This window comes from Streptomyces sp. NPDC107522, from assembly GCF_055657525.1.
The window spans coordinates 45,739-60,689 of record NZ_JBVKAU010000011.1; the positions used below are offsets into that span (position 1 = coordinate 45,739).

At 68.7% G+C, this 14,951-nt stretch carries 10 protein-coding genes and 4 tRNA genes; 8 read left to right on the forward strand and 6 right to left on the reverse strand.

Annotated elements, in window-relative coordinates:
• The 3 genes from ACZ7L6_RS29655 to ACZ7L6_RS29665 form a co-directional block, all read right to left on the reverse strand.
• A partial coding sequence (locus ACZ7L6_RS29655; RefSeq protein ID WP_471929132.1) for a DEAD/DEAH box helicase occupies positions 1 to 1,809 on the reverse strand: 1,809 nt, incomplete at its 3' end.
• A 252-nt stretch (positions 1,810 to 2,061) separates the two neighbouring features.
• Complete coding sequence (locus tag ACZ7L6_RS29660; RefSeq protein ID WP_471929134.1) at positions 2,062 to 2,307, reverse strand: hypothetical protein; 246 nt, start codon at positions 2,305 to 2,307, stop codon at positions 2,062 to 2,064.
• A gap of 405 nt (positions 2,308 to 2,712) precedes the next feature.
• Positions 2,713 to 3,063, reverse strand: a complete 351-nt coding sequence (locus ACZ7L6_RS29665) for a metallopeptidase family protein (RefSeq protein ID WP_211362888.1) — start codon at positions 3,061 to 3,063, stop codon at positions 2,713 to 2,715.
• A gap of 85 nt (positions 3,064 to 3,148) precedes the next feature.
• Here ACZ7L6_RS29665 and ACZ7L6_RS29670 point away from each other — a divergent pair, with 85 nt between their 5' ends.
• The 4 genes from ACZ7L6_RS29670 to ACZ7L6_RS29685 all read left to right on the forward strand — a co-directional run bounded on the left by ACZ7L6_RS29670 (position 3,149) and on the right by ACZ7L6_RS29685 (position 5,120).
• A complete protein-coding gene (locus tag ACZ7L6_RS29670; protein ID WP_471929136.1) occupies positions 3,149 to 4,756 on the forward strand; it encodes a metallophosphoesterase family protein in 1,608 nt (535 codons plus the stop codon).
• A gap of 80 nt (positions 4,757 to 4,836) precedes the next feature.
• Positions 4,837 to 4,909: transfer RNA gene (locus ACZ7L6_RS29675), tRNA-Glu, on the forward strand.
• 37 nt (positions 4,910 to 4,946) lie between these two features.
• Positions 4,947 to 5,021 (forward strand) — tRNA-Asp (locus ACZ7L6_RS29680).
• Between the two features lie 25 nt (positions 5,022 to 5,046).
• Positions 5,047 to 5,120: transfer RNA gene (locus ACZ7L6_RS29685), tRNA-Phe, on the forward strand.
• A 148-nt stretch (positions 5,121 to 5,268) separates the two neighbouring features.
• On the opposite strand, the gene ACZ7L6_RS29690 is transcribed toward ACZ7L6_RS29685, so the two are convergent.
• On the reverse strand, positions 5,269 to 6,441 hold the full coding sequence (locus tag ACZ7L6_RS29690) for an RNA-guided endonuclease InsQ/TnpB family protein (protein ID WP_471929138.1): 1,173 nt from the start codon (positions 6,439 to 6,441) through the stop codon (positions 5,269 to 5,271).
• A 220-nt stretch (positions 6,442 to 6,661) separates the two neighbouring features.
• Here ACZ7L6_RS29690 and hrpA point away from each other — a divergent pair, with 220 nt between their 5' ends.
• The 3 genes from hrpA (at position 6,662) to ACZ7L6_RS29705 (ending at position 11,209) form a co-directional block, all read left to right on the forward strand.
• On the forward strand, positions 6,662 to 10,648 hold the full coding sequence (gene hrpA / locus ACZ7L6_RS29695; RefSeq protein WP_471929140.1) for an ATP-dependent RNA helicase HrpA: 3,987 nt from the start codon (positions 6,662 to 6,664) through the stop codon (positions 10,646 to 10,648).
• Between the two features lie 94 nt (positions 10,649 to 10,742).
• Positions 10,743 to 10,817, forward strand: a tRNA-Asp gene (locus ACZ7L6_RS29700).
• A 194-nt stretch (positions 10,818 to 11,011) separates the two neighbouring features.
• Positions 11,012 to 11,209, forward strand: a complete 198-nt coding sequence (locus ACZ7L6_RS29705) for a DUF6274 family protein (RefSeq protein ID WP_471929142.1) — start codon at positions 11,012 to 11,014, stop codon at positions 11,207 to 11,209.
• A 552-nt stretch (positions 11,210 to 11,761) separates the two neighbouring features.
• Here the strand turns inward: ACZ7L6_RS29705 and bldC are convergent.
• Positions 11,762 to 11,968 carry a developmental transcriptional regulator BldC gene (gene bldC, locus ACZ7L6_RS29710; RefSeq protein ID WP_003949541.1) on the reverse strand — a complete coding sequence of 69 codons (207 nt, stop codon included), beginning with the start codon at positions 11,966 to 11,968 and terminating at the stop codon, positions 11,762 to 11,764.
• Positions 11,969 to 12,547: 579 nt separating this feature from the next.
• The gene (locus tag ACZ7L6_RS29715; protein ID WP_471929144.1) at positions 12,548 to 13,390 is read right to left on the reverse strand and encodes a DUF8083 family protein; all 843 of its coding nucleotides are present in this window, start codon (positions 13,388 to 13,390) and stop codon (positions 12,548 to 12,550) included.
• A 221-nt stretch (positions 13,391 to 13,611) separates the two neighbouring features.
• On the opposite strand from ACZ7L6_RS29715, the gene ACZ7L6_RS29720 reads away from it, so the two are divergent.
• The gene (locus ACZ7L6_RS29720; RefSeq protein ID WP_471929146.1) at positions 13,612 to 14,700 is read left to right on the forward strand and encodes a Leu/Phe/Val dehydrogenase; all 1,089 of its coding nucleotides are present in this window, start codon (positions 13,612 to 13,614) and stop codon (positions 14,698 to 14,700) included.
• The last annotated feature ends 251 nt before the right edge of the window (positions 14,701 to 14,951 follow it).

A 14,951-nucleotide genomic window follows, 5' to 3' on the forward strand; every position in this document is an offset into this window, starting at 1 on the left:
GTCACGACGCTCGAAACCACGGTCGCCACGGTCACGGTTGAACCCACCGCGGTCGTTGTCCCGACGCTCGAAGGAACGCCCACCACGGTCATCGCGGCGGTCGTCCCGGCGGAAGCCGCCACGGTCGTTGTCACGACGCTCGAAACCACGGTCGCCACGGTCACGGTTGAACCCACCGCGGTCGTTGTCCCGACGCTCGAAGGAACGCCCACCACGGTCATCGCGACGGTCGTCCCGGCGGAAGCCACCACGGTCGTTGTCACGACGCTCGAAACCACGGTCGTTGTCCCGACGCTCACGACGCTCGTACGCCGGAGCCTCCGCCTTGTCGACGTCCTGCGCCCCCGGCTGCTCGGGCACGGAAACCTCGACGGCCTCGGCCACCACGGCCGCCTGCGCCTCGGCCACCGCGGCCTCGGGGTCCTCGCCCCGCTCGCGCGCCACGCGGGCGACGAGCCGGTCGGCCTCCTCACGCAGCTCGGCGGCACGCCGCTGCGCCCGCTCCAGCTGCTTGGTGAGGTGGGCCACCTCACGCTCGGCCTGCTGAGCGGCGTTGCCCGCCGACTCGGCCTGCACCTCGGTCATCGAACGGGCGCCGGTGATCTCGGCGACCTCCGGGTCGAAGGCGGCACCGCCCTGGATGATGTGACGCGAGGCGTCGACGCCCGCGTCCTCCATCAGCCGGAAGATCTGGCGGCGCTGGTGCGGCAGCGAGAGGGACACGACCGTGCCCGTACGCCCCGCACGCGCCGTACGGCCGGCCCGGTGCAGGTAGTCCTTGTGGTCACCCGCCGGGTCGACGTTCAGCACGAGGTCGATGCCGTCCACGTGAATACCGCGCGCGGCGACATCGGTCGCGACGAGCACGTTGACGTACCCGTCCTTGAAGTCGGCCAGCGTCCGCGTCCGCGCGCCCTGCGTCATACCGCCGTGCAGCGCGTCGGCCTTCACACCGGCGTCCCGCAGCTGCTCGGCGACACGGTCCGCGCCCAGCTGGGTGCGGACGAAGATGATGGTGCGGCCCTTGCGGGAGGCGATCGCGGCGGTGACCGGCGCCTTGTCCTTGGGCTTCACGATCAGGATGTGGTGCGACATGGTCGTCACGGCACCCTGCGCGGCGTCGACCTCGTGGCTGACCGGGTCCTTCAGGTACCGGTCGACGAGGGTCTTGATCTCGTTCTCCATCGTCGCGGAGAACAGCATCCGCTGACCGCCCGCCGGCACCTGGTCCAGCAGCTCGGTGACCTCGGGCAGGAAGCCCAGGTCGGACATCTGGTCGGCCTCGTCGAGAACGGCGACCTCGACGTCCTCCAGGGAGCAGGCGCCACGGTTGATGATGTCGCGGAGGCGACCCGGAGTGGCGACCAGGACATCCACACCCCGCTCCAGGGCGTAGATCTGGTTCCCCATCGACGTACCGCCACACACGACCTTCATCTTCAGGCCGAGCTGGTCGCCGTACGGCTGCAGCGCGTCCGCGACCTGCATCGCGAGCTCACGGGTCGGGGTGAGGATGACGGCACGCGGCTTGTGCTTCTCGGTGCGGCCGCCGGAGAGGCGGGCCAGCGCCGGCAGACCGAACGACAGGGTCTTGCCCGAGCCGGTACGGCCGCGGCCCAGGATGTCCTTGCCGGCCAGGGCGTCCGGGATGGTCGCGGCCTGGATCGGGAAGGGGGTGGTCACGCCGTTCTGCGCGAGCTTGCGCACGACGCCCTCGGGGAGACCGAGGTCCGCGAAGGTGACCTCGGGAACGTCCACCGCGGCCTCGTTCTCGGGCACGACGACGTGATCAGTACTGGAAATGGACATGCGTATGCGAAACCTTCCGGAGTCTCGTCGGCACGCGCCCGTCAACTCCGTGATTCGCAATACGACCGCCTCAATGCGGTCCGCCACGGCAAGGGAGAGTACGCGCCACACGGCGCGCTCTGCAGTGGCGCCGGGCAAATGGGATCAAACGATCTACCACCATACGCACCCCCGGCCCCCCAAGGCAAACCGAGTGCCGCCGGTGTAGGCAACGTCACGTACCACCGCCCCGGCATCCCCACCGGCCCTCCCTCACGCCGGCGCCCCCGCGGCCGGCGCCGGCTCCCGCTGCCCCAGCTGCGGCCCCGTCTGCTCATGCGCCGACGACGACGGCTCCGCCTGCGTGGGCGTCGGCGAGGCGGACGTCGGCTGCTCCGTCGGCGTCGGCACCGGATCCGGCGTCCGGGTAGGCGTCGGCTCGGCCGTACGGGTGGGCCCCGGCTTCTCCGTCGCCCCCGGCCGCGCCGGCTTGCCCCCCGCGGAAGCGGACGCACTCACGTCCGCCGACGGCGAAGCCGAAGCAGACGCGGACTCCTCGGCACCCTTCTCCTTCCCGCCCCTGCCGCCCTTCCCCTTCCCGTCCCGCCTGCCGTCCTCCGCACGAGCCCCGACCCCCGACCCACCCCCCGACACGGCCGACCCACCATCGGGCGCCTCACCGCCCCGCTGCCCCGCGGAATGCGACGGCTTCGCACCCCCACCTGAGCCGTCGTCGCCCACGCTCATGCAGCCGGCGGCAGCAGCGACGGCCATGACCGTGGCGGCCAGACGGACGGGTACGTACAAGCGGCGCACGGGAGCCACCTCCAAGGGCGGGCGAAGAAGTCAACCTGCCCAACTCCCGCCGCCCACAAGAGGACACGCGCCCCGCATTCACAGGTTCACAGGCCCACGAAGCCCCACTCACCCGTACCCGAGCGCATGCAGCCGCGCATCGTCGATCCCGAAGTGATGCGCGATCTCATGCACCACCGTCACCTCGGTCTCCTCGACGACCTCCTCCCGCGACTCGCACATCCGCAGCGTCGGCCCCCGGTAGATCGTGATCCGGTCCGGCAACACCCCGGCGTACCACTCACCGCGATCGGTCAGCGGCGTCCCCTCGTACAACCCGAGCAGCTCGGGATCATCCGCGGGCGGTTCGTCCTCCACGAACACCGCGACGTTGTCCATCAGCCGCGTCAGCTCCGGCGGGATACGGTCCAGCGCCTCGGCGACCAGTTCCTCGAACTCCTCGCGCGTCATCTCCAGCACACGCCCATTGTCGGGTACGACAGCCCCGCACAGGAGCCGCCAACAGCCCCGCATATCCGCCGCCGCACTTGGGCATACGGGACCAATGGCCCGCGTCCCCGCCGCAGTCCTGAAAGTCATCGGTCACCTCCCCAGGGCCCCGCGCGCCCTCGCCCGCCTCCCCCACGCTCGAACAACCTCGCGCGGGGGGACCCCCATCGCCACCCGCCGCCCGCTCCCCACACCAGAACTCGTCGCGCAGCCCCACCCCTGGGGCCGCGCCCTCGGCCTGATCACCGTCGTACTCCTCGGCGCCTGGCTCGGCCTGCTGATCGTCGGCAACGTACGCGTCCCCGTCGGCCCCATGAACACGACGATGACCCTGCGCCCCTCCCTCACCGGCGGCACGAAGATCAACGTCTCCCCCCTCGGCGCCCTCCAACTGGACAGCCACATCGCCCCGGTCCGCCTCGACGTCAACGTCGACCAGCTCGACCCCGCCCGCTCCCAGGCCCTCGTCGACCACCCCGAACGCCTCTCCGGCCTCCAGGACGAGGTCGCCCACGACGTCGCCCACGGCACCCGCGACCTCGCCCTGCGCTCCTGCGTCGCCGTCGTCTCCGGCGCCACCGCCCTCGGCCTCGCCGTCTACCGCCGCCCCCGCCGCGCCCTCGCCGCCGGCGGCCTCGCCCTCACCCTCCTGGCAGCCTCGGGCGGCACGGCATTCGCCACCTGGAACCCCGAATCGGTCCTGGAACCGAAGTTCTCAGGCCTGCTCTCCTCCGCCCCGTCCCTGGTCGGCAACGCACGCAGCATCGTCACCGAATTCGACGTCTACCAGAAGGAGTTGGCCCGCCTGGTCACCAACGTGACCAAGCTCTACGACGCCACCTCCACACTCCCCGCCTACGCGCCCGACCCGTCGACGATCCGCGTCCTGCACGTCTCCGACATCCACCTCAATCCGGCGAGCTGGAAGATCATCGCCTCGCTGGTCGACCAGTACAAGGTCGACGTGATCGTGGACTCCGGCGACACCATGGACCACGGCACGGCCGCCGAGAACGGCTTCCTGGACCCGATCGAGGACCTCGGCGCCCCCTACGTCTGGGTCCGCGGCAACCACGACTCCCGCGTCACCCAGCGCTACCTGGAAGGCCTCAAGAACGTCCACGTCCTGGACGACGGCAAGGCGAAAACGATCTCGGGCCTGCGCTTCGCCGGCATCGGCGACCCCCAGTTCACCCCCGACCGCACCCAGATCCCCGGCGGCGACGCCGCGAACGAACTCGCGGGCGCCCGCCTGGCCACGTCCCTGCGCGACCAGAAGGACGCCGGCACCCCCGTCGACGTGGCCGTCGCCCACGAACCGGTGGCGGCCCGCCAGACGGACGGCGAGGTCCCGCTGGTCCTGGCCGGCCACATCCACCACCAGGAGACGGAGCTCCTCCCCTACGGCACCCGCCTGCGCATCGAGGGCTCCACCGGCGGCAGCGGCCTGCGCGCGGTGGAAGGCAAACACCCCGACCCCATCCAGACCTCGATCCTCTACTTCGACCGCGACACCCGCCGCCTCCAGGCCTGGGACGAGATCGAACTGGGCGGCCTGGGCCTGACGACGGCGGAGGTACGCCGCCACCTGGTGGAGGAGAACCAACCGGGCGCGACCGACTCACCAAGCCCCACGGTCCCCTCACCCACCCCCTCCCCGTAAACCGTTTTGGCGATACCTCCCGCCATCCCATATGCTTCTCACGTCCCCGACGCGCTGAGAAGCGCCCAGGCGGGCCGATAGCCCTCATCGTCTAGCGGCCTAGGACGCCGCCCTTTCAAGGCGGTAGCACGGGTTCGAATCCCGTTGGGGGCACGCAGTACGGTGTGCGACACTGTCGTACACATCGCTTGGTCCTGTGGAGCAGTTTGGAGTGCTCGCCACCCTGTCAAGGTGGAGGCCGCGGGTTCAAATCCCGTCAGGACCGCAAAGGCTTTGCAAAAAGCCTTGACGGCTGGGTAGCTCAGTTGGTACGAGCGATCGCCTGAAAAGCGATAGGTCGCCGGTTCGACCCCGGCCCCAGCCACAATTGAGGCCCCGATCTTCAGATCGGGGCCCTTTTGTGTGTCGCATATCTCGCTGTACGAGCGTCCGCGTCCGCTACCGGGCAGATACCTCCCCGGCTTGCAGCTCGGCCCACCGATGGCTTCGGCGGAAACCGGCGCATCCAGTCCTCAGGCCACGAGCGTGAGGACAGGGACCTGTGACTCGGCCCCGCAGACCCACACCCACCAGCCGCGTTGGCCGATGACGTGGGACGCATTCAGGTCGGCGTGCTCAACGAAGCCGCAGGACCTGCAGGCGAACACGGCCTGGTGGGGCCGGTTGCGCTTGTCGATGTGATGGCACTGGGAGCATTCCTGGCTGGTGAACGCCGCAGTGACGTAGACCACGGGGACCCCGGCCCTGCGTGCCTTGTAGGCGATGAAGGAGCCGAGCTGGTGGAAGGCCCAGGAGCTGATCGTGACGCGTTGGGGCTTCTTCAGCCGTGCCCGTTCGCGGATGCCGCTCAGGTCTTCGAGGGCGATTCCACGGCCGGTGCGTTGTGCCTCCGCCACGATGTGCTTGCTGATCTTGTGGTTGATGTCGCGGGTGCGCCGTGCCTGTTTGCCGGCATGGCGTTTGGCTCGTCGTTTGGCCGAGCGGGTGTTCTTCTTGTCGAGGTCGCGTCGTAGTCGGCGGTCGTTTTCGCGGGTGCGGTTGATCTGTCGGCCGCTGTGCCGCTTGCCGGTGGAGGTGGTGGCGATGTTCTCGATGCCGAGGTCGACGCCGATGAATCCTTGTGGTGAGGAGTTTTCGGGGGGTTCTGGTACGTCGATAGTGGCCAGCAGGTACCAGTGGCCGTTCTGCTGGATCAGGTCGGACTCGCCCTGGCGTCGGTGGGCAAGGAGGAGGAGTTGTTCCTCCTGCCCGATGTAGGGGATGTGTTTCATGCGTCCTTCGACGGTCCAGATGGACACGGTTCGCTGCTCTGTCTGCCAGGAGAGCATGCGGTCGTCGTAGGGCTGTGCGGCGTCGGGGCGGAAGGTGATCGGTTTGGTGGTGGCGCGGGTGTGGCGTTTGGAGCCGGGACGACCGAGGTTTCCCGCTCTGAGGTTGCCCGCGAGTGCTGTGTACGCGTCGCAGGTCTTCTTGATGACGTGCTGGGCGGCCTGGGCCCCCAGGCGCCAGCGTTCTTTGATCCGGGTGTAGGTCTGTGCGCGTAGTTCGCGGTTGCGCTTGGTGCCGGTGGTGAAGGCGTGTCGGGATGCGTGGTTGGCGGCTTCGTTGCAGGCCCGCAGGGTGGCCTGCAGTGCTGATGCCTGCTGGGGCGTCGGCACGAGTTTCACGCGGATCACGAGCTTCACGGGCAGGAATCTAGATCACGTCGAGGGTTCGATCTGGGGATCGACAGTCGATCACTCTTTCCGGTGATTACTCGTACTGGTGACCTGGACTCGAACGCTCGGGTTGGGGCTGAGGGGTGTGGGTCGGCGGGTGTGAATCTGCTACCCGGGAGCGAGGTGGGGAGCGGGGAAGCAAAAGCGTTCGCCTCGGATTTCGTCGGGATGAGATCCTGGATCGCGTATGTCTACGCACCCTGCCCCCGGTACCCCGGCCCTCGGCGCCCTCGCCCCCCGCCTGACCGAGCTCTCGCTGCGCGATGCGCACCGGCTCGGTCGGCGGCTCGAAGGTGCGCGCAAGATCCGTAAGCCGGAGGCGCGAGCCGCCGTGCTGGCCGAGATCGAGGCGGAGGTCGCGAGGGGCGAGGAGCGTATCGCCACGCGGCGCGCCCGTGTGCCTGCGGTGACGTACCCCGAGCAGCTGCCCGTCAGTCAGAAGAAGGACGACATCGCGGCCGCCATCCGCGATCACCAGGTCGTGATCGTCGCCGGTGAGACGGGGTCCGGGAAGACGACCCAGATCCCGAAGATCTGCCTCGAGCTCGGGCGTGGCGTCCGCGGCATGATCGGGCACACCCAGCCGCGCCGTATCGCCGCCCGTACGGTGGCGGAGCGGGTGGCGGAGGAGCTGGACACGCCGCTCGGCGAGTCCGTCGGCTGGAAGGTCCGTTTCACCGACCAGGTGAACCCGGACGCCACCTTCATCAAGCTCATGACGGACGGCATCCTGCTGGCCGAGATCCAGACGGACCGCGAGCTGCGCGCCTACGACACGATCATCATCGACGAGGCCCACGAGCGGTCCCTCAACATCGACTTCCTGCTGGGGTATCTGGCGCAGCTGCTGCCCAAGCGGCCGGACCTGAAGGTCGTCATCACCTCGGCGACCATCGACCCCGAGCGGTTCTCCCGGCACTTCGACGACGCGCCGATCATCGAGGTCAGCGGGCGGACGTATCCGGTGGAGGTGCGGTACCGGCCGCTCCTGGAGGAGGATTCCGAGGACGCCGACCGCGACCAGATCACCGCGATCTGCGATGCCGTCGAGGAGCTCCAGGCCGAGGGCAAGGGCGACATCCTCGTCTTCCTCTCGGGGGAGCGGGAGATCAGGGACACGGCCGACGCGCTGGTGAAGAAGAACTATCGCTTCACCGAGGTCCTCCCCCTCTACGCCCGTCTCTCCCACGCCGAGCAGCACCGCGTCTTCCAGCCCCACACCGGGCGCAGGATCGTTCTGGCTACGAACGTCGCCGAGACGTCCCTCACGGTCCCGGGCATCAAGTACGTCATCGACCCCGGCTTCGCCCGGATCAGCCGGTACAGCCATCGCACGAAGGTGCAGCGGCTGCCGATCGAGGCGATCTCCCAGGCCAGCGCCAACCAGCGCAAGGGCCGCTGCGGACGGACCAGCGACGGTATCTGCATCCGGCTGTACAGCGAGGACGACTTCCTCGCCCGCCCGGAGTTCACGGACGCGGAGATCCTCCGTACGAACCTCGCCTCGGTCATCCTGCAGATGACCGCGGCCGGCCTCGGCGACATCGAGAAGTTCCCGTTCATCGACCCGCCGGACCACCGCAATATCCGCGACGGTGTGCAGCTCCTGCAGGAGCTCGGCGCGCTGGACCCGACGCAGAAGGACGTACGCAAGCGGCTGACGGACACCGGCCGCAAGCTCGCCCAGCTCCCCGTCGACCCGCGTCTGGCCCGCATGGTCCTGGAGGCGGACAGGAACGGCTGTGTGCGCGAGGTCATGGTCATAGCGGCCGCGCTTTCCATCCAGGACCCGCGCGAGCGTCCCGCCGACAAGCAGGCCCAGGCCGACCAGCAGCACGCCCGCTTCAAGGACGAGACCAGCGACTTCCTCGCGTACCTCAACCTGTGGCGCTACATCCGCGAGCAGCAGAAGGAGCGGGGATCGAGCTCCTTCCGGCGGATGTGCAAGCAGGAGTACCTGAATTTCCTGCGCATTCGCGAATGGCAGGACATCTACACCCAGCTGCGCACGGTCGCGAAGCAGATGGGCATCCACCTCAACGAGGAGGACGCCCCGGCCGACCGCATCCACGTCTCCCTCCTCGCCGGACTTCTGTCCCACATCGGCATGAAGGACGTGAAGGAGTCCAAGGACTCCGGTCCCGGTGCCCGCAAGGACGGCGGCCGTAACGAGTACCTGGGCGCCCGCAACGCCAAGTTCGCGATCTTCCCGGGCTCGGCCCTCTTCAAGAAGCCCCCGCGCTTCGTGATGTCGGCGGAGCTGGTGGAGACGAGCCGCCTGTGGGCCCGCGTCAACGCCAGGATCGAGCCGGAGTGGGTGGAACCGCTCGCGGAACACCTGCTGAAGCGGACGTACTCCGAACCGCACTGGGAGAAGGACCAGGCGGCGGTGATGGCGTACGAGAAGGTCACGCTGTACGGCGTCCCGATCATCGCGCAGCGCAAGGTGAACTACGGCCGTGTCGACCCGGAGGTCAGTCGCGAGCTGTTCATCCGCAACGCCCTCGTCGAGGGCGACTGGCGCACGCACCACAAGTTCTTCGCCGACAACCGCAGACTCCTCAGCGAGGTCGAGGAGTTGGAGCATCGGGCGCGGCGCCGGGACATCGTCGTCGACGACGAGACGCTGTTCGACTTCTACGACCAGAAGGTGCCCGACCACGTCGTCTCGGGCGCCCACTTCGACTCGTGGTGGAAGCGCAAGCGGCATGAGCAGCCGGACTTCCTGGACTTCGAGCGCGAGATGCTCATCCGGGAGTCGGCGGAGGCGGTCACGAAGGCCGACTACCCGGACTCGTGGCGGCAGGGGCAGCTGAAGTTCCGTGTCACGTACCAGTTCGAGCCGGGCGCGGACGCGGACGGTGTGACGGTGCACATCCCGCTCCAGGTCCTCAACCAGGTCACGGACGAGGGCTTCGACTGGCAGATCCCGGGTCTGCGGGAGGAGTTGGTGACGGAGCTGATCCGTTCCCTCCCGAAGCCGATCCGCCGCAACTACGTGCCGGCGCCGAACTTCGCGAAGCGGTTCCTGGACACGGCGGTGCCTTTGCAGGAGCCGCTGACGGCGACGATGGCCCGCGAGCTCAAGCGCATGGTCGGTGTGCCCTTCGAGGCGGACGACTTCGACTGGTCGAAGGTCCCCGACCACCTGCGCATCACCTTCCGCATCGTCGACGAGCGGCGCCGCAAGCTGGCCGAGGACAAGGACCTGGAGGCCCTGAAGCTGCGTCTGAAGCCGAAGGCGCGCAAGGCCCTCTCCCAGGCCGCGGCGGCCACCGCGTCCCGCGAGGGCGGGGAGTCCCTGGAGCGCAAGGGCCTGACCGACTGGACCATCGGCACCCTCACCCGCGTCTTCGAGACCCGCCGGGCCGGTCAGCCGGTCAAGGCGTACCCGGCGCTGGTGGACGACGGTGACACGGTCTCGGTGCGTCTCTTCGACACGGAGGCGGAGCAGGCCCAGGCGATGTGGAAGGGCACGCGCCGCCTGATCCTGCGCAACATCCCGGTCAACCCGGCGAAGTTCGCGAGCGATCGCCTGACGAACGCCCAGAAGCTCGCCCTGTCCGCCAACCCGCACGGCTCGATCCAGGCCCTGTTCGAGGACTGCGCGACGGCGGCGGCGGACAGGCTGATCGGTGACTTCGGGGGCCCCGCGTGGGACGAGGAGTCGTACCGGAAGCTGTATGACAAGGTGCGTGCCGAGATCGTCGACACGACGGTCCGTACGGTGGGCCAGGTGCAGCAGGTCCTCGCCGCCTGGCAGGCCGCTGAACGCCGTCTGAAGGCCGTACGCAGCCCTGCCCTGCTCGCGAACCTCACGGACGTCCGTAAGCAGCTGGACGCCCTTGTGAGGCCCGGTTTCGTGACGGAGGCGGGCCTGCGTCGGCTGCCCGATCTGATGCGCTACCTGATCGCGGTGGACCGCCGGCTCCAGCAGATGCCGACGAACGTCCAGCGCGACACGACGCGCATGGAGAAGGTCCACGAGATGCAGGACGAGTACGCCTGGCTCCTGGAGCAGATGCCGCAGGGCCGCCCGGTCCCGCAGCAGGTCCTGGACGTCCGCTGGATGCTGGAGGAGCTCCGCGTCAGCTACTTCGCCCACGCGCTCGGCACGGCGTACCCGATCTCCGACAAGCGGATCGTGAAGGCGATCGACGCGCTGGCGCCGTAACGGGATGCGCACGCAGGGTGAGTTCGACCAGGGGGCTCACCCTCCTGTAGAGTCTCTTCTCGCAGCGCAACGCACGAATGGCGCAGCGAAACCTGGTCCTGTGGAGCAGTTTGGAGTGCTCGCCACCCTGTCAAGGTGGAGGCCGCGGGTTCAAATCCCGTCAGGACCGCAGCAAGACAGAAGGCCCGTTCCCCGCAAGGGGGCGGGCCTTCTGCATGTCCCGGTGCATGCTTCGGCCACGGCGGGTCCCGGCGCTCACAACGCGGCGCAACCGGCGGAGCCCCCCCGCCACCTTGACGGAGTCACATTCGCTCGGTACCCAGAAATCAGGGCACCTTCCCCGTGTGCCCCTGGAGGTGGCGTATGGCGGCATCGGCAAGGCACGAGACGCGGGCGCTGCTCCGCGCGCACCTGTCGGCCGCCTCGTCCTATCGGCGGCACCTCACCCGCCACTGCCCGATCTGCCGCCACCTGCTGCGCCTGGCGCTGGACTCCGCGCCGAGCACCCCTCGGACGGCTCCTGTCGAGGTCACCGAGGACGAAACCGCTTCCACTGCCTGACCCCCTCGCGAACGTCAACTCCCGTGCGCCGATGGGGCGCTGGAACGTGCGTCTCCCTTTAGCGCACATAGGCCGGAGGCAACAAGCACCGGGCTGTGTGACGGGTGTCACCGCATGAGTTTCCGGAAGCGCGGTACTTACACCCTGCCTACAACTGGTCAATTTAATATGTGCAATTGCACCAGCTTCCAGCGATCGCCCGGCACACGCTCAGTGACGACCCATGGGCCATCCAAGGGCCGCCCAGGGGCCACTCAAAGACCGCCCAAGGGCCGCCCATGGGCGACTCCACAGGAGATCCGACAGCCCTCCCCAGAGTCCGACAAGGCTGCCCACGGGACCCCGGCCGGCACACGCTCCGCACACAAAAAAGATCGCGCTGGACCCGGCGGAGTCCAGCGCGATCGACGACGCACCCTTGTTACGTGCCTGAAGAGCTCTGATCGGCTTGGGCGTGGGCTCTGTTGGGGCAGAACCCGCGTCGCTTGGAGCTAGAGTTCGGGCGCTGCGGCAAGTTGGGGGAACTGCCGGTTTGCCCGGTTATGCAGTTGTTCAGGCCTCGCTGCGCTGCTGCGGGATGCCCGCGAGCAGAGCGCGGACCTCAGCCTCGCGGTAACGGCGGTGTCCGCCGAGCGTACGGATGGAAGTAAGCTTCCCGGCCTTCGCCCACCGCGTGACCGTCTTCGGGTCCACACGGAACATGGTGGCGACCTCAGCCGGGGTCAGCAGCGGCTCGGCATCAGGGGTGCGAGCGGTCATGAGCGGCCTCCTCGGGAGAACCGAACCTTCTCGGTTCTTTCCTCTAAATTCTGCACCTTGACCCGCGTTGCCCGAAATGGCGGACGCGAGTCGAGTCGGTTATAGGACGAACGGCTTGTCCTCGGCACTACAACTACACCATCTGTCCAGCCGCGTCGGCCAAACCGATGGAATTGCCCTCCCAGGTGTTCATCAGCGACGGAAGCCGATGGACCATGCCATAGCGGACAGTCACGCCACTGTGACGATCAGTCACAGTGGCGTGCAGGAGTCTCAAGACCCCCCAAAGCGTGCAATGTCGAGCTAGAGCCCTCCCCGGACTCCTTGTCCTATTTTGGCACGAGGAGGGGTTAGGGGCGCAAGAGTCGCGTACGTGCCGTCCGTCACCCTTACGCGCGTTGGCGCATCCTTGATGCATACGCCCGGATCGGGACCTACGTCCCTTGTTGACGGCACATCAGGAACCTCAGAGCGAGCACGAAACCCCAAAACGGGCGGCCCGTCAAACGCCAGTTCGTTACATCACAGAGTGCGCCAGATCACATTGGACCGCTCAGTCCGGACGCTCAGTCCGGACGCTCAGTTCGCCGACCGGCGGTCCCGCACCGCCCGCCACCGCTCCACGAGCCGTGCGTAGGCCGCCCCCGCGGCCGCCCCGTCGCCGAGCCGCAGCGCCTCGATGCCGTCGGCCACATCGGCCGCCGAGTGGTCGTCCTCCAGCTCGCCGGTCGGCAGGGTGTGCACCAGGCCGCCGTAGTCCAGCTCGACCAGGGAGCGCGGATGGAACTCCTCCAGCCAGCGCCCGACGTCCACCAGGCCGTCGATGAGCGGCCCTTCGTCGATGGCTTCCTTCAGCGTCCGCAGGGCCCGCGCCACCCGCCGCCGCGCCTGCACCATCGGCGTCCGGTAGCGCAGCATCGGCGGGATCTCGCCCGAGCCCTTCTCGAAGCGCCGCTCCTCGTCCGACACCAGCACGAACCAGTGCAGCGGCACCTGCCAGGTCGAGGTGCGGATCCAGGGCCGGGCGTCCGGGTTGCGGGCCAGCCAGCGCTCGTAGTCCTGGGCCGCCTGGTGCCGTACGACCTCCGGCAGCACCGCCTCCAGCACCGGCTTCGGCAGCTCCTCGGCGAGCTCCCCGAGCGCCTGCCAGCCCCGCAGCCGGGTCCGCCACGGGCACACGCACAGCACCCCGTCGGCCTCCAGCACGAAGGCGTCGCTGCTCTCGTGCACGGGGACCGGGATCGGCGGGGTGGGCAGCAAGTCGGCCAGGGAGCGGCGCAGTTCGTCCTGGTACGAGGGGCGGTCGGGGCGGCGGGCGTAGCGCGCCCAGTGGCTGCGCTCCGGCTCCGGGAAGGCGGCCAGCGGCTCGTACACGCGCAGATAGGTCGCGTACGGGACGATCACCGAGGACACCTTGGGCACGCCTGCTCCCTCCCCCGCCGTCTGCCAGGAAAACCTGCGAAACCCGCTCACAAAGTGGCGGGAAAACTATGCAAATCGTCGCACGGCTGTACTCCGGGAGTAGGTGATCCTGAGCACTGCGGGTTGGAGAGGCGCTTCCGGGTCTAATCTCATGCTCACAGCACCCGCCACCCGTACGGGAGCTCGCTCCAACCGCCGCAACGTACTCAGGAGTCACCACAGTGACCGACGTAACACACGGCGTCCTGCACACCCTGTTCCACTCGGACCAGGGGGGTCATGAGCAGGTCGTGCTCTGTCAGGACCGCGCCAGCGGCCTGAAGGCCGTCATCGCCATCCACTCCACCGCCCTGGGCCCCGCCCTCGGCGGTACGCGCTTCTACCCGTACGCGACCGAGGAAGAGGCCGTCGCCGACGCGCTGAACCTCGCGCGTGGGATGTCGTACAAGAACGCCATGGCCGGGCTCGACCACGGCGGCGGCAAGGCCGTGATCATCGGCGACCCGGACCGCATCAAGACCGAGGAGCTGCTGCTGGCCTACGGCCGGTTCGTGGCCTCGCTCGGCGGGCGGTACGTCACCGCCTGCGACGTGGGTACGTACGTCGCCGACATGGACGTCGTGGCGCGCGAGTGCCGCTGGACGACCGGACGCTCCCCGGAGAACGGCGGCGCGGGCGACTCCTCCGTGCTCACCGCCTTCGGCGTCTACCAGGGCATGCGCGCCTCCGCCCAGCACCTGTGGGGCGACCCGTCACTGCGCGGCCGAAAGATCGGCATCGCCGGCGTCGGCAAGGTCGGCCACCACCTGGTGGAGCACCTGCGCGCGGAGGGCGCCGAGGTCGTCGTCACGGACGTCCGCGAGGAGGCCGTGGGCCGGATCCTCGCGGCCCATCCGACGGGCGTGACGGCCGTCGCCGACACCGCGACCCTGATCCGTGTGGAGGGCCTCGACATCTACGCGCCCTGCGCGCTCGGCGGGGCCCTGAACGACGACACCGTGCCCGCGCTGACGGCGAAGATCGTCTGCGGCGCCGCCAACAACCAGCTCGAGCACCCGGGCGTCGAGAAGGACCTCGCGGACCGCGGGATCCTCTACGCGCCCGACTACGTGGTCAACGCCGGCGGTGTCATCCAGGTCGCCGACGAGCTGCACGGCTTCGACTTCGACCGGTGCAAGGCGAAGGCCGCGAAGATCTACGACACCACGCTGGCCATATTCGCACGTGCGAAGGCAGACGGGATTCCGCCGGCCGCCGCGGCCGACCGGATCGCCGAGCAGCGGATGGCGGAGGCGCGCGGGGCGCGCTGATCCGCCGCGCCGGTGTCCCTAACACGGATTGGCCGGTACCCGCCGGTGGGCAGTTGGAGAGAACTCTCACTCTTACCGGCGGGTCGACCGCCAATAAGTGGTTAAAATCGCGGTTGACCAGCGAGGACAGGGCACCTCGAAGGTCCTGGGCACACGCCTGTGCTGCGGGCGACGTACCGTATGGGCGCGGGCTCAGGTACCGTGGAAGCCCTACGGACCGGCCTCTCCACGGAGAGTCCGTTCCGGATCAT

Coding starts and splice junctions, on each gene's coding strand:
- ACZ7L6_RS29705 (WP_471929142.1), top strand. CDS start 11,012: ATGGCGGCATCGGCAAGGCACGAGACGCGGGCGCTGCTCCGCGCGCAC.
- ACZ7L6_RS29670 (WP_471929136.1), top strand. CDS start 3,149: ATGGCCCGCGTCCCCGCCGCAGTCCTGAAAGTCATCGGTCACCTCCCC.
- hrpA (WP_471929140.1), top strand. CDS start 6,662: ATGTCTACGCACCCTGCCCCCGGTACCCCGGCCCTCGGCGCCCTCGCC.
- bldC (WP_003949541.1), bottom strand. CDS start 11,968: ATGACCGCTCGCACCCCTGATGCCGAGCCGCTGCTGACCCCGGCTGAG.